24 protein-coding genes are annotated in these 24,969 nt (G+C 48.6%); 6 read left to right on the top strand and 18 right to left on the bottom strand.

Annotated features, from left to right (window positions below; genetic code table 11):
* Positions 1–12: 12 nt before the first annotated feature.
* Complete coding sequence (mscL, locus tag ABWH99_RS20820) at positions 13–429, top strand: large-conductance mechanosensitive channel protein MscL (protein ID WP_375583710.1); 417 nt, start codon at positions 13–15, stop codon at positions 427–429.
* Between the two features lie 46 nt (positions 430–475).
* Here mscL and ABWH99_RS20815 read toward each other — a convergent pair whose 3' ends face one another.
* From ABWH99_RS20815 to ABWH99_RS20805, 3 genes are all read right to left on the bottom strand, one after another.
* Positions 476–2,581, bottom strand: a complete 2,106-nt coding sequence (locus ABWH99_RS20815; RefSeq protein WP_375583709.1) for a ComEA family DNA-binding protein — start codon at positions 2,579–2,581, stop codon at positions 476–478.
* A complete protein-coding gene (locus ABWH99_RS20810) occupies positions 2,578–3,411 on the bottom strand; it encodes a hypothetical protein (RefSeq protein WP_375583708.1) in 834 nt (277 codons plus the stop codon). The genes ABWH99_RS20815 and ABWH99_RS20810 overlap by 4 nt, the downstream gene beginning before the upstream one ends.
* A gap of 81 nt (positions 3,412–3,492) precedes the next feature.
* Positions 3,493–4,950 (bottom strand): BamA/TamA family outer membrane protein, encoded by a 1,458-nt coding sequence (locus ABWH99_RS20805; protein WP_375583707.1) that lies wholly within the window; start codon positions 4,948–4,950, stop codon positions 3,493–3,495.
* A gap of 76 nt (positions 4,951–5,026) precedes the next feature.
* Here ABWH99_RS20805 and yidD point away from each other — a divergent pair, with 76 nt between their 5' ends.
* Positions 5,027–5,248 (top strand): membrane protein insertion efficiency factor YidD, encoded by a 222-nt coding sequence (gene yidD, locus ABWH99_RS20800; RefSeq protein WP_375583706.1) that lies wholly within the window; start codon positions 5,027–5,029, stop codon positions 5,246–5,248.
* 8 nt (positions 5,249–5,256) lie between these two features.
* On the opposite strand, the gene ABWH99_RS20795 is transcribed toward yidD, so the two are convergent.
* The 5 genes from ABWH99_RS20795 to ABWH99_RS20775 are packed head-to-tail and all read right to left on the bottom strand — an operon-like array spanning position 5,257 to position 10,535.
* Positions 5,257–6,357 carry a prolipoprotein diacylglyceryl transferase gene (locus ABWH99_RS20795; protein WP_375583705.1) on the bottom strand — a complete coding sequence of 367 codons (1,101 nt, stop codon included), beginning with the start codon at positions 6,355–6,357 and terminating at the stop codon, positions 5,257–5,259.
* Positions 6,358–6,386: 29 nt separating this feature from the next.
* Entirely contained in the window at positions 6,387–8,243 is a 1,857-nt protein-coding gene (nadE, locus tag ABWH99_RS20790; protein WP_375583704.1) for an NAD(+) synthase, read from the bottom strand.
* Positions 8,244–8,279: 36 nt separating this feature from the next.
* A complete protein-coding gene (rnc, locus tag ABWH99_RS20785; protein WP_375583703.1) occupies positions 8,280–9,023 on the bottom strand; it encodes a ribonuclease III in 744 nt (247 codons plus the stop codon).
* A 2-nt stretch (positions 9,024–9,025) separates the two neighbouring features.
* Entirely contained in the window at positions 9,026–10,279 is a 1,254-nt protein-coding gene (gene fabF / locus ABWH99_RS20780) for a beta-ketoacyl-ACP synthase II (protein WP_375583702.1), read from the bottom strand.
* A 19-nt stretch (positions 10,280–10,298) separates the two neighbouring features.
* Positions 10,299–10,535, bottom strand: a complete 237-nt coding sequence (locus tag ABWH99_RS20775) for an acyl carrier protein (RefSeq protein WP_010855324.1) — start codon at positions 10,533–10,535, stop codon at positions 10,299–10,301.
* Positions 10,536–10,683: 148 nt separating this feature from the next.
* On the opposite strand from ABWH99_RS20775, the gene ABWH99_RS20770 reads away from it, so the two are divergent.
* Positions 10,684–11,112, top strand: coding sequence for an IPExxxVDY family protein (locus ABWH99_RS20770; RefSeq protein WP_375583701.1), 429 nt, complete (start codon positions 10,684–10,686; stop codon positions 11,110–11,112).
* A gap of 12 nt (positions 11,113–11,124) precedes the next feature.
* Positions 11,125–12,555 carry a pyruvate kinase gene (gene pyk / locus ABWH99_RS20765; RefSeq protein WP_375583700.1) on the top strand — a complete coding sequence of 477 codons (1,431 nt, stop codon included), beginning with the start codon at positions 11,125–11,127 and terminating at the stop codon, positions 12,553–12,555.
* A 98-nt stretch (positions 12,556–12,653) separates the two neighbouring features.
* On the opposite strand, the gene ABWH99_RS20760 is transcribed toward pyk, so the two are convergent.
* From ABWH99_RS20760 to ABWH99_RS20740, 5 genes are read right to left on the bottom strand one after another with little or no spacing between them, the layout of a single operon-like run.
* Positions 12,654–14,219, bottom strand: a complete 1,566-nt coding sequence (locus tag ABWH99_RS20760; protein ID WP_375583699.1) for an NFACT RNA binding domain-containing protein — start codon at positions 14,217–14,219, stop codon at positions 12,654–12,656.
* A gap of 1 nt (position 14,220) precedes the next feature.
* A complete protein-coding gene (locus tag ABWH99_RS20755; RefSeq protein WP_375583698.1) occupies positions 14,221–14,982 on the bottom strand; it encodes an MBL fold metallo-hydrolase in 762 nt (253 codons plus the stop codon).
* Complete coding sequence (locus ABWH99_RS20750; protein WP_375583697.1) at positions 14,979–15,257, bottom strand: hypothetical protein; 279 nt, start codon at positions 15,255–15,257, stop codon at positions 14,979–14,981. The genes ABWH99_RS20755 and ABWH99_RS20750 overlap by 4 nt, the downstream gene beginning before the upstream one ends.
* Before the next feature lies 1 nt (position 15,258).
* On the bottom strand, positions 15,259–15,639 hold the full coding sequence (locus ABWH99_RS20745; RefSeq protein ID WP_375583696.1) for a response regulator: 381 nt from the start codon (positions 15,637–15,639) through the stop codon (positions 15,259–15,261).
* Entirely contained in the window at positions 15,632–16,390 is a 759-nt protein-coding gene (locus tag ABWH99_RS20740) for a response regulator (protein WP_375583695.1), read from the bottom strand. The genes ABWH99_RS20745 and ABWH99_RS20740 overlap by 8 nt, the downstream gene beginning before the upstream one ends.
* 47 nt (positions 16,391–16,437) lie before the next feature.
* Between ABWH99_RS20740 and miaA the strand changes: the two genes are divergently transcribed.
* Positions 16,438–17,370, top strand: a complete 933-nt coding sequence (gene miaA / locus ABWH99_RS20735; RefSeq protein WP_375583694.1) for a tRNA (adenosine(37)-N6)-dimethylallyltransferase MiaA — start codon at positions 16,438–16,440, stop codon at positions 17,368–17,370.
* On the opposite strand, the gene ABWH99_RS20730 is transcribed toward miaA, so the two are convergent.
* The 5 genes from ABWH99_RS20730 to ABWH99_RS20710 all read right to left on the bottom strand — a co-directional run bounded on the left by ABWH99_RS20730 (position 17,342) and on the right by ABWH99_RS20710 (position 23,469).
* The gene (locus tag ABWH99_RS20730; protein ID WP_375583693.1) at positions 17,342–17,692 is read right to left on the bottom strand and encodes a hypothetical protein; all 351 of its coding nucleotides are present in this window, start codon (positions 17,690–17,692) and stop codon (positions 17,342–17,344) included. The two genes, miaA and ABWH99_RS20730, sit on opposite strands and share 29 nt — an antisense overlap.
* A gap of 1 nt (position 17,693) precedes the next feature.
* The gene (gene pfkA, locus ABWH99_RS20725; RefSeq protein ID WP_375583692.1) at positions 17,694–18,668 is read right to left on the bottom strand and encodes a 6-phosphofructokinase; all 975 of its coding nucleotides are present in this window, start codon (positions 18,666–18,668) and stop codon (positions 17,694–17,696) included.
* A gap of 161 nt (positions 18,669–18,829) precedes the next feature.
* Positions 18,830–20,638: a translational GTPase TypA gene (gene typA / locus ABWH99_RS20720; RefSeq protein ID WP_375583691.1), complete on the bottom strand. Its 1,809-nt coding sequence runs from the start codon at positions 20,636–20,638 to the stop codon at positions 18,830–18,832.
* Positions 20,639–20,756: 118 nt separating this feature from the next.
* Positions 20,757–21,203: a hypothetical protein gene (locus ABWH99_RS20715; protein WP_375583690.1), complete on the bottom strand. Its 447-nt coding sequence runs from the start codon at positions 21,201–21,203 to the stop codon at positions 20,757–20,759.
* 112 nt (positions 21,204–21,315) lie between these two features.
* Positions 21,316–23,469: a TIM-barrel domain-containing protein gene (locus ABWH99_RS20710; RefSeq protein WP_375583689.1), complete on the bottom strand. Its 2,154-nt coding sequence runs from the start codon at positions 23,467–23,469 to the stop codon at positions 21,316–21,318.
* Positions 23,470–23,586: 117 nt separating this feature from the next.
* Between ABWH99_RS20710 and ABWH99_RS20705 the strand changes: the two genes are divergently transcribed.
* Positions 23,587–24,969, top strand: a complete 1,383-nt coding sequence (locus tag ABWH99_RS20705) for a DUF3748 domain-containing protein (RefSeq protein WP_375583688.1) — start codon at positions 23,587–23,589, stop codon at positions 24,967–24,969.

The following is a 24,969-nucleotide window of genomic DNA, read 5'->3' as shown; positions in this document are numbered from 1 at the left end:
ACTGACAAAAGTATGGGATTGATTAAAGAATTCAAGGATTTTGCTGTAAGGGGCAATGTGGTCGACCTGGCAGTGGCGGTTATCCTGGGTGGCGCCTTTGGCAAGGTGGTGTCGTCGTTTGTAAACGATATTTTAATGCCTCCGCTTGGATTGCTACTTGGGGGGGTAGACTTTAAGGATTTCAGGGTAGTGCTCAAAGAGGGCTATGTTGATCCGGCAGGTACAGAAATAGCCCCGGTAGCGATCAATTATGGAAACTTTATCCAATTTGTTGTTGATTTTACGCTAGTAGCGCTGGCGGTTTTTATGATCGTTAAGCTGATCAATAATTTGAAGAAAAAAGAAGCGGCTGCACCTACACCACCACCACCTACGGTTAACAAAACCGAAGTTCTTTTGGAGGAAATTCGAGATCTCTTGAAAAAATAGCGGAGCGGCCGTTCGAGTCATTTGGGCGGCTTTGCTTTTCCCTGGCTCATCGATGAAGCCGATACCTCAGTTGAATGGTGGTTTCGGTGACTTCGCTGCCCGGGATTTCCTGAAGGCCGGATCCGATTCCCTCCCGATTGGAGTAGCTGGTTTTTGCCCAGCGTATCCAACCGGTCAAATGCCGGCTGATCTCGTACGATGCCAGCAAATAATACCGCATGCCTTGTCCGTAGAAACTGGGCACAGAGAATGCCCAAAGCACGTTTTTCTCAAAGAGAAACTGCCGGTTTTCAAAATCGTCGGTATCAAAGAGAGAAATCCGTCCACTAAAGGTAAACCGGTTTATTTCTCCGGACAGGTCCTGAGAAATCGCGTATCCCCTGGTGGTACGACCGTTAATTGAAAAAGAGCTCTGCTGGATTCGGGTCTTGGCTTGCCAGCCCGAAGTTGGTTGGTACGCAAGGTTCCAGGCGAAATTACGGCGTGTTCCCTCCATCAGAAGATAGTGATTGGCTGATTGTTCCTCGGATAACAGGTTTCTGCTTTTCCGCTCTTCCCTGTATTGAAGGAAGACAATCAGCGATTTATTGGGGGTATAGGTAAAACGACTCAGCCACTCGCTGCCAGCGGAAGGTGCATAGGCCCGAAACCGCAGCCAGGGAAAGGAGAAATGGTCGTAATAGGCAGACCAGTTTATTTTTCTGGAGGGTTTATAGTTTATTCCCATGTAAACCCCCGCTTCATTAATTGGTCGCGAGCCTTCGGAGAAAGCATTACCATAAAAAGAATGAAAGTTTCGTTCGAAATTTCGCCATGCCAGGGAAAAATCAACCTTTCGGCTCAAGCTGCTCATGATCCCCAATACCGACCCGGTGCCGCCACTTCTGGAGAGTGCGGTTTCGCCAAATAGGTAGTGGTTGGCGAAATTGTACGAAAAATACAGGCTGCCGATTGCATTTTGGTCGCCCCTGAATTCAAATTGATTGTAGATTCGGAACCGTGGCAGCAGGGGTCGGCTGTACCGGGTATACAAAAAATTGGCTCCTGCCTGCAGGCCGTTTTTTGGGTTTTTGTAATGAATGTTGCCGCCAATATTTTTCTCCCTTGCCCGGGCTTTTTTTTGAATTTCGCTTTCCGTACGGTGGTATCCCGAAAGCACCAGGGAAGACAAGTAACTATCCGATACCTCGAGGCTGTCTTGCGACAGTTGTACCGTTGCATTTCTTGGTGTATACGAATACATGGCGGTCCAGGCAAGGTTGCCGCTTGTAACCGTAGCAGCAGCTCCTCTGAAAAAGCCGGTTTCCAAAACCGAGGTATACGGGCGAAGCCCTAGTGAGCTTCTTCTCACGGTGGCGATGGTTTCTGCCCCTTTGCCCACGGAAAATCCGGCCCCAAATACAAGCCCTTGTCCAAATTGCAGCTGATAATCCCCCAGGGTGAGGGTCTTGAGCGCCCCTTTGTTGTACAGGGTGTAATGAAGCGACAAGAAATCCATTCCATACCGTCTGCTTCCCGGATCCCAGCTAAAGGGTTCGCCGGCGTCCTTCTCGGCGGTCAGACCTACGCTAAAGTCACCCGGTTGCTGCAGCCGTAGCCGGACATAGGCATCGTTTGGATCGCCCAGGTAGCGGCTGCTCAGCCTGCCATCGGAGAGCGTATCCGGAGGGCTAAACCCTTTTCGGGTCTGCCAGATTCTGCGGTGCCGTAGAATGATGTAGGCATTTTCTGCGTGTGAAAGTCGCTTTAACCCCGGTGGTCTTACCGGGACCGGATCGGGTTCCAAAAGAACAAAAGGCAGTATCTTTTCAATGGTTGGCAAATCCCATTCCGGTATGGCTTGTAATTCGTAGATTGACAGCAGCGGACCAAATTGGTCCCGGTAGCGGATAAATGATTCGACTTGTAAAGGCGTTAGGATCAAAAGGGACCGAAGCTGTTCGGCAGTGGCATGATGCAGATTCAATGGCTGGAGGTGTACTTGTAGCAGGGTTTCGTACAGGTCTTCGTAGTCTATGTCTTCCTCCTGAAAGGCAAAGCGCTCTTCCATAAAGGCTTCGATATCCAGTTCTCCCTTACCGGGTGTTTGGGCGCTGAGCGACGACACTCCCCAGAGCAGATAGATTGCCTGGATAAAGGCAAGGGGCTTCACGGGGCGGACAGGTTGTAGTTAAACGAGAAGTGGTGCGTGAATCCCAGAAGGAAGTTGCGACTCATGGCGTAGTCGATCTGATACCTGCGGGGTTTGAAACCGATACCAAAAAACAAATTATTGGGCCGGGCATTGATACCGGTTCGTACCCATAGCTTTTGCTGAAAACTGTAGGCAACTCCTGCCTTGAATTGCGCGGGACTGAGTAGTTCCTTTTCGGATTCGAAATTGACCAGTAGGTTTTCGGAAGGCCGGTAGGAGATACCGGCTTTCACGGTAGTGGGAAGGTAGTCGCCACTCGTCTTGCTGATCGCAGCCCGGTTAAGGTTGTACACATGGGCACCGAAAAACAGTCCCGGAATCAACTCAGCTACACCTCCCAGTTCTACGACTGGACGGGCACTTCTTCCAAAACCCTCAATATTGGTCTGAAAATAGCTGATTTTCATGCCCAAACTTGCTAATCCCAACTGGTTGGCAATACCCAGGCCGATTTGCTGCTGGTTAAACAGTTTTCCTCCAAAATTAGACACCCCAATACCCAAGGTTCCGATCGCAGGGGTGGGGATTACCAGACCGGCGGAGACCGTGGTCAGCTCGTTTAATCCCAACCGATGATCGTAGCCAGCGATGGCCTGTATGGCTTCCCCGGCCTTGCCAAGCGCGCCGATATTGTTAAAAACCGCCCAGGGATCGCTCATCGTCACGCTGGCATTTCCCAAGCCCATGCTGAGGGCCCCCTTTGGAAAATGATCCATGCTGTTTTGCGAAAGGGCTTTCCAGGTGATCAGGAAAGAAAAAAGGAATGCTATCAAAATCCATTTCACCATGTGGATAAAAGTTGGGAGAAACACCAATTGACAAAGGAATATAATGCAAAAAAATGTAATTTAAAAACAAAAAAATCAATTTTATAAGGGAGCGCGAACGTTGATGAAAAAGTTGCTGGTTCCGGCGTTGTTGAAGGAATATTCGAAACGAAAGACCGTATCATAAATACCGATAAGGTCCAGGCCCAAGCCGTATCCGGAAAGGTACCGATTGGTCAATCGGGCGTTTTCAGGAATTCGGTTGGCATCCCTGACGAAACCCTGGTCAAAATTTGCACTCAGGTATAGCTGGAAAGGGATCACCGAAAATTCTTCAATGGGCATAAAATCCGAGATATCGAAGGCGATATTCAGCAATTCGTACCGAAGGCTGTTTTTATGGACGATGGTCTGCTGCCCTTCGATCACATTCACCTCATAGCCGCGAATAAAATCCGGTCGGTATCCGATTCCTCTCACCAGGGTATAGGGTTGCTGCCGGCTAAAAAAGGCGGAGCCGGAAATTCCGGTAGCGAAATGAAATTTCCTCCCCAACCGGGTATAGGTGCTGGCTAGCAGGGAAAACTCGGTTTCTCCAATATCGTCTCCCGAAAAAAGACCATATTGTGTCAGGCTGAGGTCCAGCAGGGTGCCTTCCGTCGCGTAGGCTACGTTGTCGCGATTGTCGTGGCGGTACCGGTAGGTAGCCATAAAATACTTCAGCCGCTGACTGCCGTGGGGAAAATAGTTTGGATTTTGCTCGAGCACGTCCTCATGAATCCGCGTGTTGTGGAAGCCTGCCGTCAGGTAGTGGATGTTGTAGAAGCTACCCCGAAAACTGTAGGTAAGGAAGGCGTTGAGCGTTTTCCGCAGCACATCTTCCGCCTCATTTCTGTAAAACAACTGCTTGTTTTCGACGGATCGGATGGGGATGTTTTTGTTGGTAAAATAGTTGAATTTGGCAGCCAAACCATGGAGTTGGTTTTTGTCAAAGTATGGAATGCTGTAGTTTAGGTCAATGGCTTGGGTGAATCCCAATTGCCCGATGACGCGTAACTTTTCGTTCCTTCCGCCCACGTTGTTGTGGTCCAGCTTGACGCCGTAGTTGACGCGGGAAAAATCCCTGCCCTGGTTGATCCACCATTCGGAAAAATTTCGGTCGGCCAGGTTAAAAATCAGGCTTGGTAAAATGTACCACCTTTCTTTCAATGAGACGAGTAATTCTACCTGTTCCTCTGCAACAAACAAGGGAGTCAACGTGGCGGTGGTAAATAATTGTAGGTTATAGATCTTTTTTTCGTCTGCCAGCAGCAATTCCACGAATTCCTCCCACTCGTAGGTAACACCCGTTTCGATGTCCATTTCCCTTAAAATGATATTTCGTCGGGTTTTCTCGTTTCCAACCACAAAGATATTATTGACCGTTACCCTTTTGGGTGGGTTGATTTTTCCGGAAGGATCGTCTTCCGGGACCTGTTGTGCCGTCAGGGGTTGATGCAACAGGCAGCAGGCAGTGCAGCAACACAGAAAATGGAAGAAAAATGAAAAACGGTAGGACAAAACAACCGGGGTTTTTGTAAAGCTTTTCAGAACTTAAATTACTAATTTTAACTTGTTAGAAGTAAATACGATACTTGTGAATAAAATAGCTAAGAAAATCGCCATTTTTCCTATTTTGATCTACCAATACGCCCTATCTCCGCTGTTCCCAAGATCTTGTCGGTATTATCCTACCTGCAGCCAGTATGCCAAAGAGGCGATTTTGAAACACGGTATTTTCAAAGGAGCCTGGCTTGGGATCAAGAGGATTGGTCGTTGTCACCCCTGGGGAGGCCAGGGCCACGATCCGGTACCCTGACTGCTTTCCTATTGAGCAGTCGATTTTTTCGATTTTAGAGAAAAGAGGATCAGCCCGATACCGGCCAGTACCAGGGGAACGCTTAGGGCTTGCCCCATATTAAAAGCCAGGTTGTCCTCGAAATCTACTTGGTTTTCCTTGAAAAATTCCCATACAAAGCGCATTCCAAATACGGACACAAGAAATAGTCCGAGCAGCAGCCCTTCCGGGATCCCGGATTTGTAACGTTTCCACCCCAAGTAGAGGAATACGAAAATCAGGAAATAGGTAAGGGCTTCGTAGATTTGGGTCGGGTGCTTCGCAATGCCGAAGGTTTTTACCACGGCGAGGTAATGGTCCCCCTGTTCGGTAACCTCCATGTTTAAAGGGGTTTCGGGGTCCTCTGCCATGTATTTTTTTGAACTACTAAAGCGGGTGAGGGCATATTTCACATCTCTTTCCAAAACGGACACAAGGTTGCTTTCGTCGAAGCCGCCCTTACTGATCCGGATGTCGATGTTTACCGGTACTTTTCCATTCCCTTGCAGCTCTCCCTGACGATTTTCCGGTTTGTAGGCCGAAATGGATTCGATGGGTAGGTTCATCGTGCTCAATATTTCTTCCGTATCCCGGGCGAATACGAAACCACTATCATTTCCAGTGGCCTTTCCACCAATTTCAGAGTTCATCAGGTTACCGATCCGAATCAGCGCTCCCGTAAGTGCAACGACGATCACGATCCGATCCACTACCCATAAATACGACTGTCCCGGTGTTTTTTTTGCATAGAGCCAGAGGGCAAATAGAATTCCGATGGCGGCACCGTGGCTGGCGAGTCCACCTTCCCAAACTTTTAGGATGTCTATGGGATTACTCAGGTAGCGTGCAGGCTCGTAAAACAATACGTGACCCAGTCGGGCCCCCAAAATAGTCGCTATCACCATGTATATGGTCAGCCGATCCACGAGTTGCTCGTCCTGGCCTTCTTCCCTGAAAAAGTGTATCATGATTTGCTGGGAAATAATAAATCCCAACGCAAAAAGCAGACTATACCACCTCAGTCGGTCAAATCCCGAAAAAACGGCGGGGTTTGGGCTCCAAACCACGTAATACAAAATGCTATTGATCATTGTTTTTGTTTTTTTGCTATCGCCAAGAATTAATCCAACAAGTTTTCCATTTCTTCAAGCTCTTTTCGGTAGCCTCCCGATAGAATCGGGAAACGGTACCAGGTTTTGGGATCAACGTTGAATTCATCCAGGTGAAAGGAGGGGGCCAACCGCTCTCTTTTCCATTGGTTTCTGGACCATAAGCTGAAGAATTTGGCAATGTACCTTTTTAATACAGACGATTCAAGAGAAAGTTCTTCTTTCAGAATTAGGTAAGTATCTACCGGAGAACGCCGGTCCCGGATGGCCTGCCGTTCGATCGCAGTAAGGATCGGGTAAGGCATCAGGTCGTCTTCATCCGTCTGCCGGGATTCCAACGGACGTAGTTCGGCCGTGGGCTGCAGGGCATTCACTGCCTGTAATCCCGAATACCCCAGTTTGTTTTCGGCCCATCGCAGCCACTGTAAAATAAAGTCCTTCGGCACCGCGGCGATCGGAGAAATGCTTCCACTCGTGTCCCCATCCATCGTCGCGTAGCCCACATCGCCTTCGCTACGATTGGAGGTGCTCAGCAGCAGGGCTTGGTTGATATTTGCCAACATCCAAATAATCGGGGAGCGCGCCCGGGCTTGAATGTTTTGCAAGGCGATGTCGTCTTGCTCCCATTCCAGGGACCTTCCCAGTGCCGTTTCAATTTTTGCCGTATATCCCGCAACCTCTTCGTCGATGGACCAATGATAAAAGTTTGCACCGATGCTTTCTGCCAGATTTTTTGCACTATTCAGTGTTTCTGGCGAGGAATTGCGGGTACTTTGGTAAGCAGTGGTCAACAGTTTGTTGACGATATCCGGAAGGCTACTTTTTGGATCGATGTCTTCGCTTCGATGGATTTTTCTCAGAAACAGCGCTGTACCCAGACAATTGATGCCCCGTTTTACCATTTCAGCCACCAAAACAGCAATGGTGGAGGAATCTGCCCCGCCGCTCAGCGAAAGAACAAAACCCTTGCTTCGGCTTTTTCTCAGGTAATCAAACAATGCCAGGGAGACTGCTGCCGTAAACTCCTCGTTTTTGTCATGCCTGCTCTCGTACACGGGCAGGTCCGGGGTTTTTTCCGGGGAGAATGGAATCCGTAGCAATTGAAAATCCTGAAAAGACAATAAAGGGTTCTTGATAACTATCTTGCCTTCGGATGCAAAAAGGATTTCTCCGTCAAAAATCATTCTACCGCTCTCGTTGCCGAGCAGGTTGACGTAAAAATAAGCGGCGTCCAGGGATTTGGAGCTCTCCCTAACCAGTATTTCGCGCTGCTCGCTTTTACCCATGGCAAAATGACTGGCACTGGGGTTGAATATCAGGTCAACCTTCCGGTCCCTGAGGCGGTATCCCGGTCGTTGGGATCCTCTCCAGGCATCTTCGCATATCTCGAAACCATAGCGAATGCCCTTTTTTTCGAACACCTGATCGCCAAACGGAACAGAGCTGCCGTCAACATCGAAATGGGTGAGTTCACCCGCCTTCCAGGGCGTAAACCAGCGACATTCGTAATGAACCCCGTCTATGGCAAGAAATTGCTTGGGAACAAATCCCAGGATTTTCTCGTCCTCCAGTATTGCCATACAGTTGTAAAGCGTTTCCTTTATGCGACATGGCAATCCCAGGCATACGGTGATGTCTTTTGTCAGGTGCAGGATTTTCCGAAGGTAGGCAAGGGCTTTCTTTGGATACCAATAGCTCAAAAAAAGATCCTCACTCCCATAGCCCGTGATGCTCAGCTCAGGAAAACACAGTACATCGACTTGTACTTCTTTTGCTTTTTGGATGGCCTGTGCGATGGTATCGAAGTTTCCCTCCCAATCCAATGGGGTTTGATTCAGGGTGGCACCGGCAATGTTTACATGAGGCATACGGTAATAATTCTATTCCCTGCGGGGCGTGCGTGATTAAAGGATAAGTTGTAGCTTTTCACAGGCGAGTTTGGCGGCTTCCTGTTCTGCTTTTTTCTTGGTCGAACCCTTGCCTTCGGAAAAGGAGGTTCCACCAATGGTCAGTTCCACCGTAAATTCTTTAAACCGTTGGGTACCCGCTACTGACTTTAACACGAAATCGACCTCCTTGTTGTCTTTTTGAGACCATTCGATGATTTTACTTTTGAAATTCGTGGTGGTGGTGATGATATTCTCCAGGTCAAAGAATGGGGTGATCAGCCGTTTGAAAATAAATCGACGGCAAAAATAATATCCCCGGTCCAAATATATGGCTCCGATCAGTGCCTCAAGGGTATCCCCGTAGAGGGATTTGAACGAATAAGGGACTTTCCCATCCATTTCAGTTTCGACGATCTTGGCCAGACCGATTTTTTGTCCCACCTGATTCAAGGACTCCCTGTTTACGATCCGGGAGCGCGTTTCGGTGAGGAAACCCTCGTCCCGGTAAGGGAATTTCTGAAATAAATATTCCGCGACCACGGTGCCCAGAACCGCGTCACCCAGGTATTCGAGGCGTTCGTTGCTGATTTTCACTCCGGATTTTACTTCCTTGGAAGCGGAGACATGCCGGAAGGCTAGCCGGTAAAGCGATAAGTTTAAAGGCCTGCTACCCACCATATTCTTTATAGCGGAAGCAAGCCTTTTATCTTTCTTATCGTACGTTAGCTCCTGAATTCGGAGCAACCGAAGTATTTTCAAATTTATTCCTGGATTTTTTTGAAAATGATCGAACAATTATGTCCGCCAAATCCAAATGTGTTACTCAGCGCGATCGTTACTTCTCGTTCCTGGGCCTGATTGAAGGTAAGGTTTAATTTTGCATCCACCTCCTCATCGTCGGTAAAATGATTGATGGTGGGTGGGATTAGGTTATATTTCATGGCCATGATGCAGGCGATGGCTTCTACAGCCCCGGCGGCACCCAACAGATGCCCTGTCATGGACTTGGTGCTGCTGATATTCAGTTGATAAGCGTGGTCTCCAAAGATCTTTTGGATGGCTTTTACTTCGCTTAAGTCGCCCAGAGGCGTAGAAGTGCCGTGTACGTTGATGTAATCCACTGCCTCGGCAGCTATACCGGCATCCTCAAGGGCAAATTTCATCACGTTGGCAGCACCGCGGCCTTCCGGATGCGGAGCCGTGATGTGATAGGCATCCCCGGTCATGCCCCCTCCGATAAGTTCGGCGTAGATGGTGGCCCCACGTGCCTTCGCGTGCGCGTATTCCTCAAGTACCAGCGCGCCGGCACCTTCTCCCAAAACAAATCCATCGCGGTCCTTGTCAAAAGGACGGGAGGCGGTAGCAGGGTCGTCGTTGCGCTGAGAGAGCGCTTTCAAAGCATTGAAACCGCCCACACCCGCTTCCGTGACAGCCGCCTCGGACCCACCGGAGATGAAAATGTCTGCTTTTCCAAGGCGAATGTAGTTGAATGCATCGATCAACGCATTGGTAGCAGAGGCGCAAGCCGAGACCGTCGCAAAATTGGGACCCTGAAAACCATATTTTATGGAAATAAATCCAGCGGCTATATCAGCGATCATTTTTGGAATAAAGAAAGGATTAAAGCGAGGCGTTCCATCCCCATTGACAAAATCCGTTACTTCATCCTGGAAGGTTTTCAACCCGCCAATGCCAGATCCCCAAATCACCCCGGCGCGGGAAAGATCGATTCGATCCAGGTCTATCCCCGAATCGTTCATCGCTTCTTCTACCGCCACCATGGCGTACTGCGTGTAGGGATCGATTTTTCTTGCTTCTTTTCTGTCTAGAAATTGCGCGATGTCAAGGTTTTTTACCTCGCAGGCAAATTGGGTTTTGAATTTTGAGGCATCAAAACGGGTAATAGGTGCAGCACCACTCACACCCGTTGACAGGCCCTTCCAGAACTCCGGAACGGTATTGCCAATGGGCGTAAGGGCACCTAAACCTGTTACTACAACTCTTCTTAAATTCATAAATGATTTTAAGTATGGGTTATTTTACGTTAGCTTCCAAATAGCTAACCGCCTGGCCAACCGTACCGATCTGTTCAGCCTGGTCATCCGGAATGGAAATGTTGAATTCTTTTTCAAATTCCATGATAAGCTCTACGGTATCAAGAGAATCGGCCCCAAGGTCATTGGTAAAGCTCGCTTCGGGAGTAACTTCGGATTCTTCGACGCCTAACTTATCAACGATAATGGCTTTTACTTTTTGTGCAATTTCAGACATTTTGTGATCAGTTTAGTTTAAACACTCCGCAAAGAAAATTATTTAAAACCTTAATGTCAAAAAAAAAGACAAACTAAATTAAGAACTTTCTTTCAGGGATAGAAGTTGAAATAAAATTTTTAACTTTGTTTTTTTAAATTCTTCCTGAATGAAGAAAAGTAAGCTTCATGTTGAAAACTCGTTTGATTTTGATCTTTTAGGCCTTATAGCCCCTTTGAAGGACTATAAAATGGCTTGGTTGATCAATCAATCATTAGGGATTAATTTAAAAAAAACCGCGGATTATCAAATGGAATTTCTCCGGCAACCGGACCTGATTATTTCTCAATTTATACTGGAAAAAGAACATGGATACATACAATTGCTGAGAAACAAGTCGTATCCCGTCGGCGGACACGCTCGTTACCTGGTGCCCGAACTCCGGAGCATGGATTACTTTTTACTCTGCCAGGACTTCACCTTTGAAGTGGATTTAAATATGTATATTGACGGCCTTTCCGGGGTGCGCGGAATACAGAGCATCGTAAAAATTGATATCAACAAGTTAAAATCAAAAGAAAACCTGTTAACATATTAACTATAACTAGAAATGAGAGTACCGATTTTTAATAAAACCAAAATATTAGCTACCATTGGACCTGCCAGCAATACCAAAGAGATCATTACCGAGTTGGTGATGGTGGGAGCAGATATTTTTCGGTTAAACTTCTCCCATGGCGATCACAGCATTCATGCGGAAGTGGTGAAAACGATCCGCGAGCTGAATTCTGAGATGCGTTTTAACATCGGCATTTTGCAAGACCTTCAGGGGCCTAAAATCCGGGTGGGGGAAGTTGAAAACAATGGGGTGCTCATCAAACAAGGAGACCCGATCACCATAACCAACGAGCCGGTGATGGGAAATGCATCGCTGGTCAGCACCGTTTACCAAAATCTACCCAACGATGTTGTACAGGGGGACCGCATTTTGATTGACGACGGCAACCTGGAGCTGGTGGTTTTGAAAACAGACGGAAAAAATGTTGATTGTACGGTCGTCCATGGAGGTATTTTAAAATCCAGAAAGGGCATTAACTTGCCAAATACCAAAATTAGCGCACCTTCCCTGACCGAAAAAGACCTTGTTGACCTGGAATTTGGTCTGGAGAATGAAGTTGACTGGATTGCTCTTTCCTTTGTCCGTACGGCGGACGATATTTTGGACCTTCGGGAACGAATCAGCAGCGCCGGGAAAAGCTGTAAGATTGTAGCAAAAATTGAAAAGCCGGAAGCCCTGGAAAACATCGACGCCATCATTCAAGCCACCGATGCCATCATGGTGGCAAGAGGCGATCTGGGAGTAGAGGTGCCGATGGAAATTGTTCCCCTCTGGCAAAAACGAATGGTGGAGAAATGCAAGCTGGCTTGCAAACCGGTGATTATCGCTACCCAAATGATGGAAAGCATGATCGTAAATCCTCGCCCTACCCGCGCCGAAACCAATGACGTGGCCAGTGCGGTTCTAGACGGTGCGGATGCTGTCATGTTATCCGCAGAGACTGCCTCAGGAAAATTTCCCATAGCTGCAGTCAAAGCCATGAGTAGCATCATCGATCACATCGAAGTCAACGCTGACATTTACCACAATTTGTACAAAATACCCGAGGATACGGATAGCTATTTGAGCAATAACCTGTTGCTGATGGCCAGCAGGCTTTCCAGAAATGTGAAAGCGAAGGCGATCGTGGGTATTACCACCTCCGGATTCACGGCATTTCGTCTCTCTTCCCATCGCCCCTCGGCCGGTATTTTTGTATTTACCCGAAACAAGAAGCTACTGACGCAGCTAAGTCTGGTGTGGGGTGTTCGGGCCTACTACTACGACAATAACGAGTCGACCGATGCTACCTTCCATGACATTCAGGAAAAGCTGAAAGAAGAAAACCATGTCAGTGAGGGGGACATTATTATCAATACGGCCAGCATGCCACTCAGAGCCAAGGGAAGGACCAATATGATGAAAATACACGTCGTCGACTGACACAGCCCCACGGAGTACCGCAAGCGTTTCCAGTGTATTGGCAAAAAAACAAAAACCGTTTTGGGGAAACCTGAAACGGTTTTTTACGTGTACCCTACTCAGAGCGATTCAGGACCTTCCGGAGGCACCATGACGACCTTTTCCTTGTCGACCGTCACCGCACCCGGAGCAGAGCCCTTGACTTTTCGCACGTACTTGCAAGGGGTGTACATTACCGCTGCCAGACCGGACGTTTTGCTTTTGGAATAGTAAGCTGCCAACGAAGCCGCACGCTCCAGCACGGGAGCGGGTACCGGGGTTCCGGATTGATTCTTGATCACAACATGCGAACCGGACACGTCTTTCGCGTGCAGCCACAGGTCGTCTTTCCATACGTACCTCCGTAGCAATTCGTCGTTCGACCGGGCGGATTTACCTACCCACACCTCAAAGCCCAGTATTTCGAAACGCTTGAAGGGCAATTGCTCCGATTTGGTACGATCCACGCTGTGATCCTCGGATTTGATATACGCCTTTAGTGAGCGAAAATCCTGCACCATTCCAAGATCTTCGGCTTCCTGTTCCAGACTCACCAGGAGCGCTTCCTTTCGGGCCAGGTTTTGACGTACCTGTTCGAATTCAATTTTTTTGTTTTTACTTTTTCTATACAGGTTTTCTGCCTGCTTTTGCGGCGTCTGGCCGCGTTTCAAGCGGACCTCTATCATTTTATCGGCGTAAAAATCAAATAGTTTGATCTTTTCAGCACCGGCTGGAATTTGATGCAGGTTGGCCATTATGATATCCGCCAGTTGGCTTGGAGAGGCCTCTGCTTCCATCAATGCCAACTTCTCCCGGGTCTTACGGATGTAGTTTTCGGTTTTTTTTCGCTGTTCTGCCATGCCACGCAGCAAGCGATTTTTTTCCTGCTCAAATGCCTGGCGTACCACCGCTTTCTGGTAGTACCTATTGGCTGCCTCAATGGGATCTGTGGTCGTTTCCAGGGCTTGCTCACAGGGCAATAAGGTGAGCTTGTAGTGCTCTTCCTCCTGGTAGATTGAAAAGAGTGGGCTGTCCAGTAAATCCAGCAGCTCACCGATCAGGCGAAAGCGGGTTTCTAATCCAGCGGAAAGGTAGCCCCGGGCTTTGAGCCAGGCCCTGGGTAGTTTACCAAGCGTTGGTAGAAACTGAGAGGCATTTCCGTCGAGGGAAACAAACCGGTCCCAGTCCAGCGAGAGGGGTTTTTCCAGTTCCGAAACGTAGAGTTGCCGGTCTTCTGCCAGTTCTTTTCGAAATAGTCGAATCGGTCGCTCCTGCAGGGAAGGATAGAGGAGTATATTGGACCGGCTCCCGTGCATTTTGAAGAGCAGTAGCATGCCGGAGTCCAGTTCGAGGTAAAAGGCTCTTTCGAAAGCGAGCAGACGAGTCCGACGGACTTTTCGACCGAGTAGTTCCGGAAACAGGTCCACGTTATTTTTTTTACTTCTCCGAAAATCATTCGGGAAACTCAGACAAGGAGTTGTTGGAAGGAGGAGGGCACGAATAAAAAACGGAGGGCCATTTTCGGGTCTGAATTCCAGGATCAATTCATCCTTGTTTTGGGAGAAACAGGCATGCAACGTGGAGTCCGAGAGGATCTTGTCCAGTGCCGGGCATAGAAAGCGAAAAAAATGGTAGTTGAGGTGCATGTCAGGGATGTATTGTTAACCCGTCGTAGGCAAGGTTCACGTTATCGGGTAAGCCTTGCTGCACCCGTTGGTGCATGCCCATTCGGTGACTTACGTGCGTCAGGTAAGCGGTTTCGGGCTCGATTTTTTTGATAAAGGAAAGGGCCTCATCCAAGGTAAAGTGCGAGATATGGGGCTGGATTTGCAGGGCATTGATCACCAGCGTCTTTGTGCCTTTGATTTTTTCAATTTCTTCCGGAGCGATGTAGTTGGCATCCGTAATATAGGTGAAGTCGTCTATTCTAAAGCCCAATACCGGGAGTTTGTGATGCATCACCTGTATGGGGATAAAAGGGATTCCCAATACCTCAAACGGCAGGTTCCCGATCTCGTTGATAAGCACCCGTGGGACGCCGGGATACTTGTTTTTGGCAAATACGTACGAGAATTCTGTTTTTATTTGGTTGAGGACCTGTGGGGTTCCGAAGAGGGGGATATCGGTTTGTTGACTGAAATTAAATGGCCGAATATCGTCGAGGCCAGCCGTGTGATCTTTGTGTTCGTGGGTGAAGACTACTGCATCCAGCCGGGAAACATCCTCTCGAAGCATTTGCATGCGAAAATCCGGCCCGGTGTCAATGACAATACTTTTGCCGTCTTTTTCCAGGTGTAAGGAAGTTCGCAGGCGCTTGTCACGAAAATCCAAAGATTGGCAGACCTCACAATTGCAACCGATGACGGGGACCCCCTGGGATGTTCCGGTTCCTAAAAATGTGATCTTCAAAGTTTGAGTTCGGTTTGTTTGAGTTCGGTAAGAAAATCCTGTTGTTTTTGGTTGGTAAAGGATTTGGGGTTGAAATCCAGGGTTTTCAAAATATCGATCAATGCATTAATCTTACCTTCCAGCGTAAAATACTTGTTGATAATCACGATTTTTGTTTCTTTCAGTATGCAATAACCGGATTTGAAATTCCCTTTTTCGTACCGGAGGTGGTATTCCGAAGCGGCAAAAATATCTTCCAGCTTATCCAAATAGCCTTTGGTATATTTGATAGGCATTTTAGTTGTCGATGTGCTTTTTTACTGTGGCAAGTAGCAGGTCATAATCGAGTGGTTTTTGCACATAGTCGTTCAGTCCTGCTTTTTTAAAATCGTCCAAGGTGTAATTTTTATAATTTCCGGTGATGGCAACGATGGGTATCTTGGATTTTTGAGGGTCTTTCAACTGCCGTATCGCTTTGGTACAGGCGATTCCATCCATCACCGGCATGTTGATGTCCATTAGAATCAGATCAAAATTCTCCCTGCCCAATTTGTCTAACACCTGTTGACCATTTTTGACTGCGGTAATGTGGAAGTTCTCAAACAACAACACGTTTTTGGTCAAATTGATAATCACGGAGCTGTCTTCTGCTACCAATACTCTTTTGGGTTCATTCATATTTCGAAAAGATTTTGTCGCTTTCAATTATCTGTTGGTAGGTTTTTAAACCCGATTCCAAATACGCCATATCTGTTTTTATATTTTCCAGATTGGACTGTTTGATTTTTTTTTCAAATCCTGCCGTGGCCCTATAGATGGCAAGCACCCCCAAAGTACCTGAATTTCCTTTTAAAATGTGAAGTTTTTCTCCAATTTCATCAAATTTTTTTAATTCCGCCAAAATTTTTATCTCTTCGGTCAGGTTTTTCGCTTCTTCCAGAAAGTCAAAATAAACGGCCTTGATGTTTTCGATACTGTGGTATTTGAGGAGTTGCCGGATCACAGTTTCGTTCAGGTCCACATGCTCTCCGGAATCCTCCCCATCCACGGCCGAACTGCCCAGGCCGGGCTGCAAATGAAAATGGATGGTTTCCAGCAGGTCTTTGGGTTTTACCGGTTTGGCAATGAAATCGTCAAAGCCCGTTGATAAAAAATAATCCCGATCGCCTTGATTGGAATAAGCGGAAATGGCAATTACCGGAATATCGGCGATGTCTTCCTCCCGAATAATTTTCAAGCAGGAAATACCGTCCAATTTAGGCATCTGGATATCCATTAACACAATATCGTAGTGGTTGCGCTTCAATAGGTCGATCGCTTCCAGGCCATCCGAAGCCGAATCAAAAAAATAGTTGTGTCCAATTACATTTTCGAAAACCCTTCGATTGAGTGCGTTATCGTCTACGATCAGGACTTTTTTGTTTTTCATGAGTGAAATTCCTTAACTTAGGGATTCTAGTTCAGGTTCGATAAATAGTGACCCCCTCTAATCAAATACTTTTAGTCATCGCTGGTCCAACTGCAGTAGGAAAAACTGATTTGTGCATAAATTTAGCCAAAAAATTTAATACTGCGATAATTTCCGCTGATAGTAGACAATTTTTTCGGGAAATGGATATAGGAACGGCCAAACCTGGGAAGGAAGCATTGGCACAGGCAACACACTATTTCATTGGGAATAAGTCGATTCACGAACCCTACAATGTCCGGGACTTTGAGCAGGAGGCCATCGACCTGATGGAGGATTTGTTTCAGAAGCATTCGCTGTTAATTCTTACGGGAGGTTCTGGCTTGTACCTGGACGCGGTGGTTCACGGTTTGGACGAAATACCAGACATTGATCCGGAAATAAGAGATACGCTCATCCGCGAGTTCAGGGAGTTTGGGTTACCTTACCTGCAGGAGAAACTGGGACGTTTGGACCCGGTCTACCACCAGCAAGTCGATCTACAAAACCCGCACCGACTCGTCCGGGCACTCTCAGTATGCCTGGGAACGGGGAGGCCGTTTAGTGACTTCCGGAGAAAAAAGCAGGTGTCCCGCTTTTTTCACCCCATTAAAATAGCCTTGAACCGGGAAAGACAGGAGCTGTACGAAAGGATCGATCGGCGTATGGATGAAATGATCGAGAGTGGGCTTTTTGAAGAAGCAAAAAGACTGTACCCCTACCGTGAAGTAAATGCGCTCCAAACGGTGGGCTACAAAGAAGTGTTTGGTTTTTTTGACGGACGTTACGATAGGATAGAGGCTGTGCGGCTATTAAAAAGAAATTCCAGGAGGTACGCCAAGCGTCAGCTTACCTGGTTTCGAAAAGACCCGGACTACCAATGGTTTCATCCGGATGCAGTGGAACACATGCTGGACTGGATCGACGCTCGTATCAAAGCGGGTGATGGCCAAAAAGGCTAGCAACGAAAGAGTAGGGTTTGGTGCGTAGCAGGTGGTTGTATTCGTAGCGGGTCCTTTTTGCGCGAGCCACTAACTCCCCGAACTCCCTCCTCTCCATCTTTTCGGCAGCCGCATTGGCGGAACGAAGGCGTTTTTCCAGGGATTCCAGTCCCTCCCTCACAAGTGTTTCAGGCGGTGTCATGCCAGGTTCTTGAACCTGCAAAGCGAGCGAATGCAGATCCGTGTTAAATGATCTTTTTTTTTGCCGCAGGTTTTGCTGGACCAGCAAGACAAATAAAAATACAAATCCACCCAAGGTGATGAAAATCGGTACGAAGCCCATGCTAAATACTTAACAGTTCCTGAAGCCGGAGGTATTCCTCCTTGAGGGGCTTGCTTTTGGTTATGCATTCTTCAAAAGGGGTATATACCACCTGATCGTTGATAATGCCAGCCATGCAGTTGGATTGTCCGTTGATCAAGCCTTCAACCGCTGCCATGCCGCTTCTGCTACCCAATATGCGGTCCTTGGCCGTTGGACTGCCCCCGCGTTGGATGTGCCCCAATGTAGTCACTTTAAATTCCTTGTCCTCTCCCTTAAATTCCGACTTCACCCGTTCCATGATATCAGCGGCGCCACCTTCCTCGTCGCCTTCCGCTACGACCACGATGCTGGAAGTTTTGGATTTTCGAAGCCCTTTGAGGGATTTCACCACGTCATGAATGGTCGTAGTGGTTTCCGGTACCATGACCAATTCGGCACCCCCTCCAATACCGCATTCAATGGCAATGTATCCACTATCCCTTCCCATTACTTCCACAAAGAAGATCCGGTCGTGGGCGGCCGCTGTATCCCGAATTTTGTCAATGGCCTCCAGAGCGGTATTTACTGCGGTATCGAACCCAATGGTATAGTCCGTGCCGTAAATGTCGTTATCAATCGTCCCGGGGCAACCGACCGTTGGGATGCCAAATTCTTCGTAAAATATCTTGGCTCCCGTAAACGTTCCGTCTCCGCCAATGGCGACCAGCCCCTCAATACCGTGCTTACTGAGCTCCTCAAAAGCTTTTTTTCTCCCTTCTTTGGTTCTGAATTCCTCGCTCCGGGCTGATTTCAAAATGGTGCCCCCTCGTTGCAAAATATTGCTTACCGATTGGGATTGCATTTTCTTTATGTGTCCGTTGATCATCCCGTCATAGCCATACTTGATGCTGTATACATCCAATTGATGGTATATTCCTGTTCTCACTACGGCCCGTACACAGGCGTTCATTCCTGGCGAATCTCCTCCTGAGGTAAAAACTGCAATTTTTTTCATAGGTACATTTCCATTTTTTTGGTGAGTCTGGGATCAACTTTCGGCACCGGTTTACTGGCGCAACCCGATTGGCTCAGGCTGTAAAAATACAGAAATATGCCCAATCCCTTCGCATCAGACAAAAAAAGGATGGAAAAAATCCATCCTTTCGTTTTCCTGCCTTAGGCATTTTGCATCTTCGCGGCCCGATTGCGTTCGTTTTCGTCCAGGTAGATTTTTCGCATCCGTATGCTTTTCGGTGTGATTTCCAAATACTCGTCCTTTTGGATGTATTCCATGGCCTCTTCCAACGAAAATTTTCTTGCGGGTGCAATTTTTGTATTATCGTCAGAGCCGGATGCCCTCATATTGGTCAGTTTCTTTCCCTTCTGCACATTGACGACAATATCGTTGTCCCGGGAATGCTCTCCAATAACCTGTCCCGTGTACAATTCTTCGCCAGGGTCTACAAAGAAAAATCCCCTGTCTTGTAGTTTGTCGATGGCATAGGCCGTGCAAGGCCCTCCTTCCATCGATATCAAGGACCCGTTTATCCTTCCTGGAATCGGTCCTTTAAAAGGCTCGTAGGCCGAGAATCGGTGATTCATGATGGCTTCCCCTTGCGTGGCTGTCAATACATTGTTTCGTAAGCCGATCAGCCCCCTGGACGGGATTTTAAACTCAAGGTGCTGCAGGTCTCCTTTGGGCTCCATGACCAATAACTCTCCCTTGCGTTGGGTGGCCAATTCGATCACCTTGCCCGCTGATGTTTCCGGAACATCCACGAACAGGGTTTCAATGGGCTCGTTTTTTACACCATCGATCGTTTTGTAAATCACCTGGGGTTGCCCTACCTGCAATTCGTAGCCCTCTCTGCGCATGGTTTCGATCAAGACCGACAAGTGCAAAATACCTCTCCCGTAGACCAGAAATTTATCTTCGCTATCGGTTGGTTCCACGCGCAGGGCGAGGTTTTTTTCCGTTTCTTTGATCAACCTGTCACGAAGGTGCCTTGACGTCACAAACTTACCCTCTTTCCCGAAAAAGGGAGAGTTGTTGATGGTAAACAGCATGTTCATGGTAGGTTCATCGATAGAAATCCGTGGCAATGGCTCCGGTGTTTCCAAATCTGCCAGCGTATCACCAATTTCAAATCCTTCAATGCCTGTAATGGCACATATATCTCCCGTTTGTACTTCAGTTGTTTTTACTTTGCCCAGGCCCTCAAATACGTGGACTTCTTTTACTTTGACACGCTTGGTACTTCCGTCCGCCTTGCAAAGCGCATACTGCTGTCCTTCCTTGATCAATCCTCTTTTTACCCTTCCGATGGCGATTCGGCCGACGAAACTGGAGTAATCCAGGGAGGTAATCTGCATTTGGGTGGTACCTTCCTCGATTTTTGGCTCAGGAATGTATTTGACAATGGCGTCTAACAGTGGAAGGATGGAATCGGTAGGGTTTTTCCAATCGGGACCCATCCAGTTGTTTTTTGCCGAGCCATATAGCGTGTGAAATTCCAATTGTTCCTCTGTCGCATCCAGGTTAAACATTAAGTCGAATACCGCTTCATGTACCTCATCCGGACGACAGTTTTCTTTGTCTACTTTGTTAACCACCACGATGGGCGTAAGCCCCAGCTCCAGGGCTTTTCCCAAAACAAATCGGGTCTGGGGCATCGGCCCTTCGAAGGCGTCGACCAGAAGGATTACCCCGTCGGCCATCTTCAGGACCCGCTCCACTTCCCCGCCAAAATCGGCGTGACCGGGGGTGTCAATGATGTTAATCTTGATATCTTTGTACCGCACGGAAACGTTTTTGGAAAGTATGGTGATCCCTCTTTCCCGTTCCAGGTCGTTGTTGTCCAGAATCAGATCATCAAACTGTTGATTTTCCCTGAAAATTTTTGAGACATGAATGATTTTGTCCACCAGGGTCGTCTTTCCATGGTCAACGTGTGCGATGATCGCAATATTACGGATACTCTGCATGTGAATGTAAATTAAGGTGCAAAAGTACAAATAATATTTTGAAAAAGGTGGGTTTGTTTCGATAGATAATGATTTGTTAACCACTACTAGCCAGTGGTACAGGCGAATCTTCCATACCCTACCTCAACTCAAACGGTCGGCTTTTAAATACCACGTGGGTTCCAGGGTAGGAAACATCCAGGCTGTTCTCGGCCGTTACCAGGATCCTGGTTGGGCGGTAAAGGGTCGTGACTTCAAAGGATGCCTTTCCCCGGTTTCTGAAAATACCGGTATTATTGATCATTTCTCCCAGTTTCTGAATACCCTCGTCGGGGGTATCGATCCACACCAGGTAAAATTGCTTTGGAGGGCTCAACCGCTCGGGAAGTGCCAGTTGCGAGACGCTCAGGTAGAGCGTGTACGTTCCTTCCTTCGTTTTGGAAACCTTCGCCTCCGGATACGCAGCGGGAACTACCCGGGAAACCGGGAAGGTTATTTTCGTGGCGCAGGCAGTAAAGGCTGCGAGTACCAGTGGGAATAGGAAGGTTTTCCAGTGTGTAGTTGGGTAGGAGCATGTGGGTCTCAAACATCAAATGATTCGTTAAAAAAGGAATTTAGCTACCTTATCAACAAGGGTAGGTGGAAATTCGTTACAGAATCCGGGCATTTTTATCCATGTGGGCCCTGGACTGCCGGCATCAATTTCCTGAACTCATGAATTTCCAGCGAACGTTTCCAATCGTGTTGGGTTTTCCTGCGGGAGCTGCCGAAACGGTGCCTCTCCAGTTTCCCTGCCCGTCTTTTTCCACCTTAAATTCTCTCCAGGTATAGGCTCCTTTTTCGAAATCGAAGGAGTAGCCATCGTCGTCGTAGTACCAATAGGTAGCGGCTTCCCTACCGTAGTGCCGTATTTCCAGATCTACACGCTCATCCGGCCCGGGAGCATGCAGCCTGGGTTCCATCAGCGGAATGAGGCTGCCTTCCCGTACAAATACCGGGATTTGGTCCGGACCTGCCGGCACCTCGATGATTTCTCCGTTACCCACATAACGCCCATCGTAGAAATCGTACCAGTTTCCTTTCGGAAGCAGGACGGTACGGGAAGTTTCACCGGCAAAAAAGGGAGCAACCAAAAGCGAAGGACCGGCCATGTACTGATCTTTTATTTCACGTTTTATGGCCTCTTCGTAAGGATTGGATTCCAGGTCCAGTGGACCGGGGGTGGCATCCGTTGCCCCTAAATCGTGAAAGCCAGGCTCCAGATTCATTCCCCTAAACGGCGGTATTCCTTCAAAATGGTAGTGCGCGAAGCTGGTATACCAATAGGGAATCATCTGCATACGTAGTAATGCCATGGCTTTGACCTGCTCGGCTACTTCGGGGTAGGTCCAGGGTTTCGTCCCACTGGCCCAGGCATTGATCATGGCCATGGGGGAAAAAACAACCGTTTGAAACCGCCGTAGCCACTCCTCTGCGGTTTCGGAGGCTCTTGCTTCGGGCGTCCAAAGCAGGCCGGAATAGCCGCTGTTGATCAATGCGGTGATAAAGTCCCGGTGATTGTAGTAATCGTTGTAAAGAACGTAGGGGAAGGATACGCCTCCGCCGTTAGATGCCCTCACCAATCCCCAGGTGCGGCGGTTCTGCTGTCGGAAGAGGTCTGCGCTTTGGTTTTGCACAAGAAGCCCATAGGTTTGACGCAACTGTTCTGCGGCAAGTCCGGAGGGAAAGGTGGCCACGTCGGGCCAAAGCCATCGGTCGTATCCGTCAACTTCGTCAATTTTGTATCCGCTGACCCCGATATCCAGGTGTTCGCGGCGAAAATATTCCCAGTACAGCTCCTGTGCACGGTCCATGCTCAGGTCAGGGACCGCCCCGGCCCATACCGTATGGCTTCCATAGTACGGTTGGAGACGATTGTACAACGGGGCATCCGGTGAGACATAGGGGTTTATCCAAAGGTTGATACCCACGCCTTTTTCTTTCAGGGTTTGGGCGAGTTCCGCAGGATTGGGAAAGCGTATCGGGTCCCAGGAAAAGGTGTTGGGGTAGGATTTGCTTTGCCAGCCTGGCTCCAATCCGACAAAATCCAGAGGGAAACCTCTCTCTTCAAAGGCATTAACTTCCTGGATTACTTCCTCCTGGCTGTACAAGCGGTGTACCCGCTGGGTAAAACCCAGGCCCCAGCGAGGAGGTAGGGGGCCGCCGCCGTTGAATAAATTAAACCGCTGGACGGCTTCCAGGGGAGTAGGCCCGGCAAATACATACACGGTAACCCCAGCAGCCGGTACCAATACCTCTACCGCATCGGAATAAGGACTTGCGGTCCATGTAGCGTCCGTATTTCGGTCCCGTGCTTCCGGTGGGTCGTCGCTGTCCAGTCGAGAGGCGGATCCTGCGTAAATATCGAGGTAGCGGGCCGAGTTCACGAATACGCCATATCCCCGATCCGAAACATAGAAAGGTACGGGCGCATGTGTTCTGCCGTTATCTGTTCCTCCGTAATGGTCTACATGTAGTCGAAGTATCCGTCCTCGTTGGTGCACCGTTTTGAAATTTAAGCCAAAGCCAAAAATCTGTTCACCCCGCTCCAGTGGAAAACGCAAGTAGGTGTTTCCGTCTTGCTGAATTCCGGTGATTTCCGCCTGGTTTAAAGGGAATACTTCGGCTCCCAGTTTTTCCAGCGCAGCGAGTTTGGTTGCCGGTTTTGCGGCAGACCACAGGTCGTAAGCCTCGGGCAGGCCGCTGCTGCCTTTCCACACTCCCGGAGCAATGGGTTCCCACTGGATTTCCTGAGATAAGGTGGGTGTGCTGAAATAAAAAAGAAAAAGCAGGGCGACTGTTAGGCGGATCATGGCAGGGGGTTAACGTTGAGCAGGGAAAAATGGTGAAAAATTTCGGTTTATGAAACACCTTTGCTTTGGGTAGTACGAATTCCGATGCCTTTCGTATATTGGTAATCGTTGTTTTCGATGCGTATGATTTCAAGTTTGTTAAAAGCATACCCCTTCCCGGCACTTTTCCTATTGGTTTGCATGCATGCCCGAGCCCAACAAGAATGGGCGATCCGGCAGCTAACCCAGGAGCCCTACAATCACGAATTGGATCATAACCAGAATTTTTCACCGGATGATCAATGGATTGCCTACGATACCCGACCCGATCCATCCGGCATCGCCCTCAACCAACGCATAGAAAAAGTAAACGTGGGTAGCGGGCAAATCCAATGCCTGTACCAGGTACCGGAAGCAACGCCTTATGGCCCGGGAATGGGCGCCGTCAGCTACCATCCCCGGGAAAACAAAGTGGTATTCATTCATGGGCTACCCGGTGCCGATTCCCTGAGGCCGTATGCGGGACACAGAAGGTTGGGGAAGATTGTTGATGAAAGCGGGTCCTATTGGATGGATAGCCGGGACGTGACGGAACCGTTTACTCCCGGTGCCTTGCGGGGAGGTACGCACCGACATCATTGGAGCGGGGATGGAAACTGGGTGGGATTTACGTACAATGACGCGATCATGGTGGACCTGGAGAACCGGTCGGGGAGGGTGCACGATCTGCGTACCCTAGGGGTAGCCAAGCGGCTCGGCCCGCCGGTTCGAGTGGATCCGGGTGAGCCTGGAGAAAATATCCAGGGAACCTGGTTTTCCGTGGTGTTGGTGGAAGTGGTTCCGGATCCCGAGCCGGGAAGCGAAGCCATAAGCCGTGCGTACAGTGATTGGTGGGTAGGAGCCTCCGGATACCTCAAACAGGACGGCGCCCGGCAGCGTGCCATGGCATTTTTAGGGGACCTACGAGGCGGCGATGGAAAGAAGCTCACCGAAGTATTCGTCGTGGATATCCCGGAATCCATCGAGGAACCCGGGGAGAAGGGTCCCCTGGAAGGCACCCCTGAAAAAATGCCCGCCCCACCGAAAGGCGTACAAGTGCGGCGATTGACCTATACCGAGGGAAGGAAATATCCTGGAGTAGCAAGCAGCCCGAGGCATTGGGTGAGTTCGTCCATGGATGGAGCCTATGTAAGTTACCTGGCTAAGGATGACGCGGGGGTTGTTCAGATTTTTGTTGTCCCGACCATTGGAGGAGACGCTGTACAGGTAACCCGTCACCACAGTTCGGTACAGAGCATGGTGCGCTGGCATCCGACCCGAAGGGAGTTTGTTTATGTATGCGAGGACGGACTTTTTTTAGGAAAACTGGACAGCGCTGGAAATCCGGGAGTGCCAACAAAGATCAGCCCCTCGTACGGCACTGCGCCTTTTTCCCCAGTTTATTCCCGTGATGGCAATCGAATCGCTTTCAATCGTTACCTAGACGGGTACATTCAGGTATTTCTGGCGGATCGCCCCTGA

Origin of the sequence: Cyclobacterium xiamenense, from assembly GCF_042140265.1 — a bacterium.
GTDB lineage: Bacteria > Bacteroidota > Bacteroidia > Cytophagales > Cyclobacteriaceae > Cyclobacterium > Cyclobacterium xiamenense_A.
Note: the sequence above shows the minus strand (reverse complement) of the source record. Positions and strands in the feature narration are given on the sequence as shown.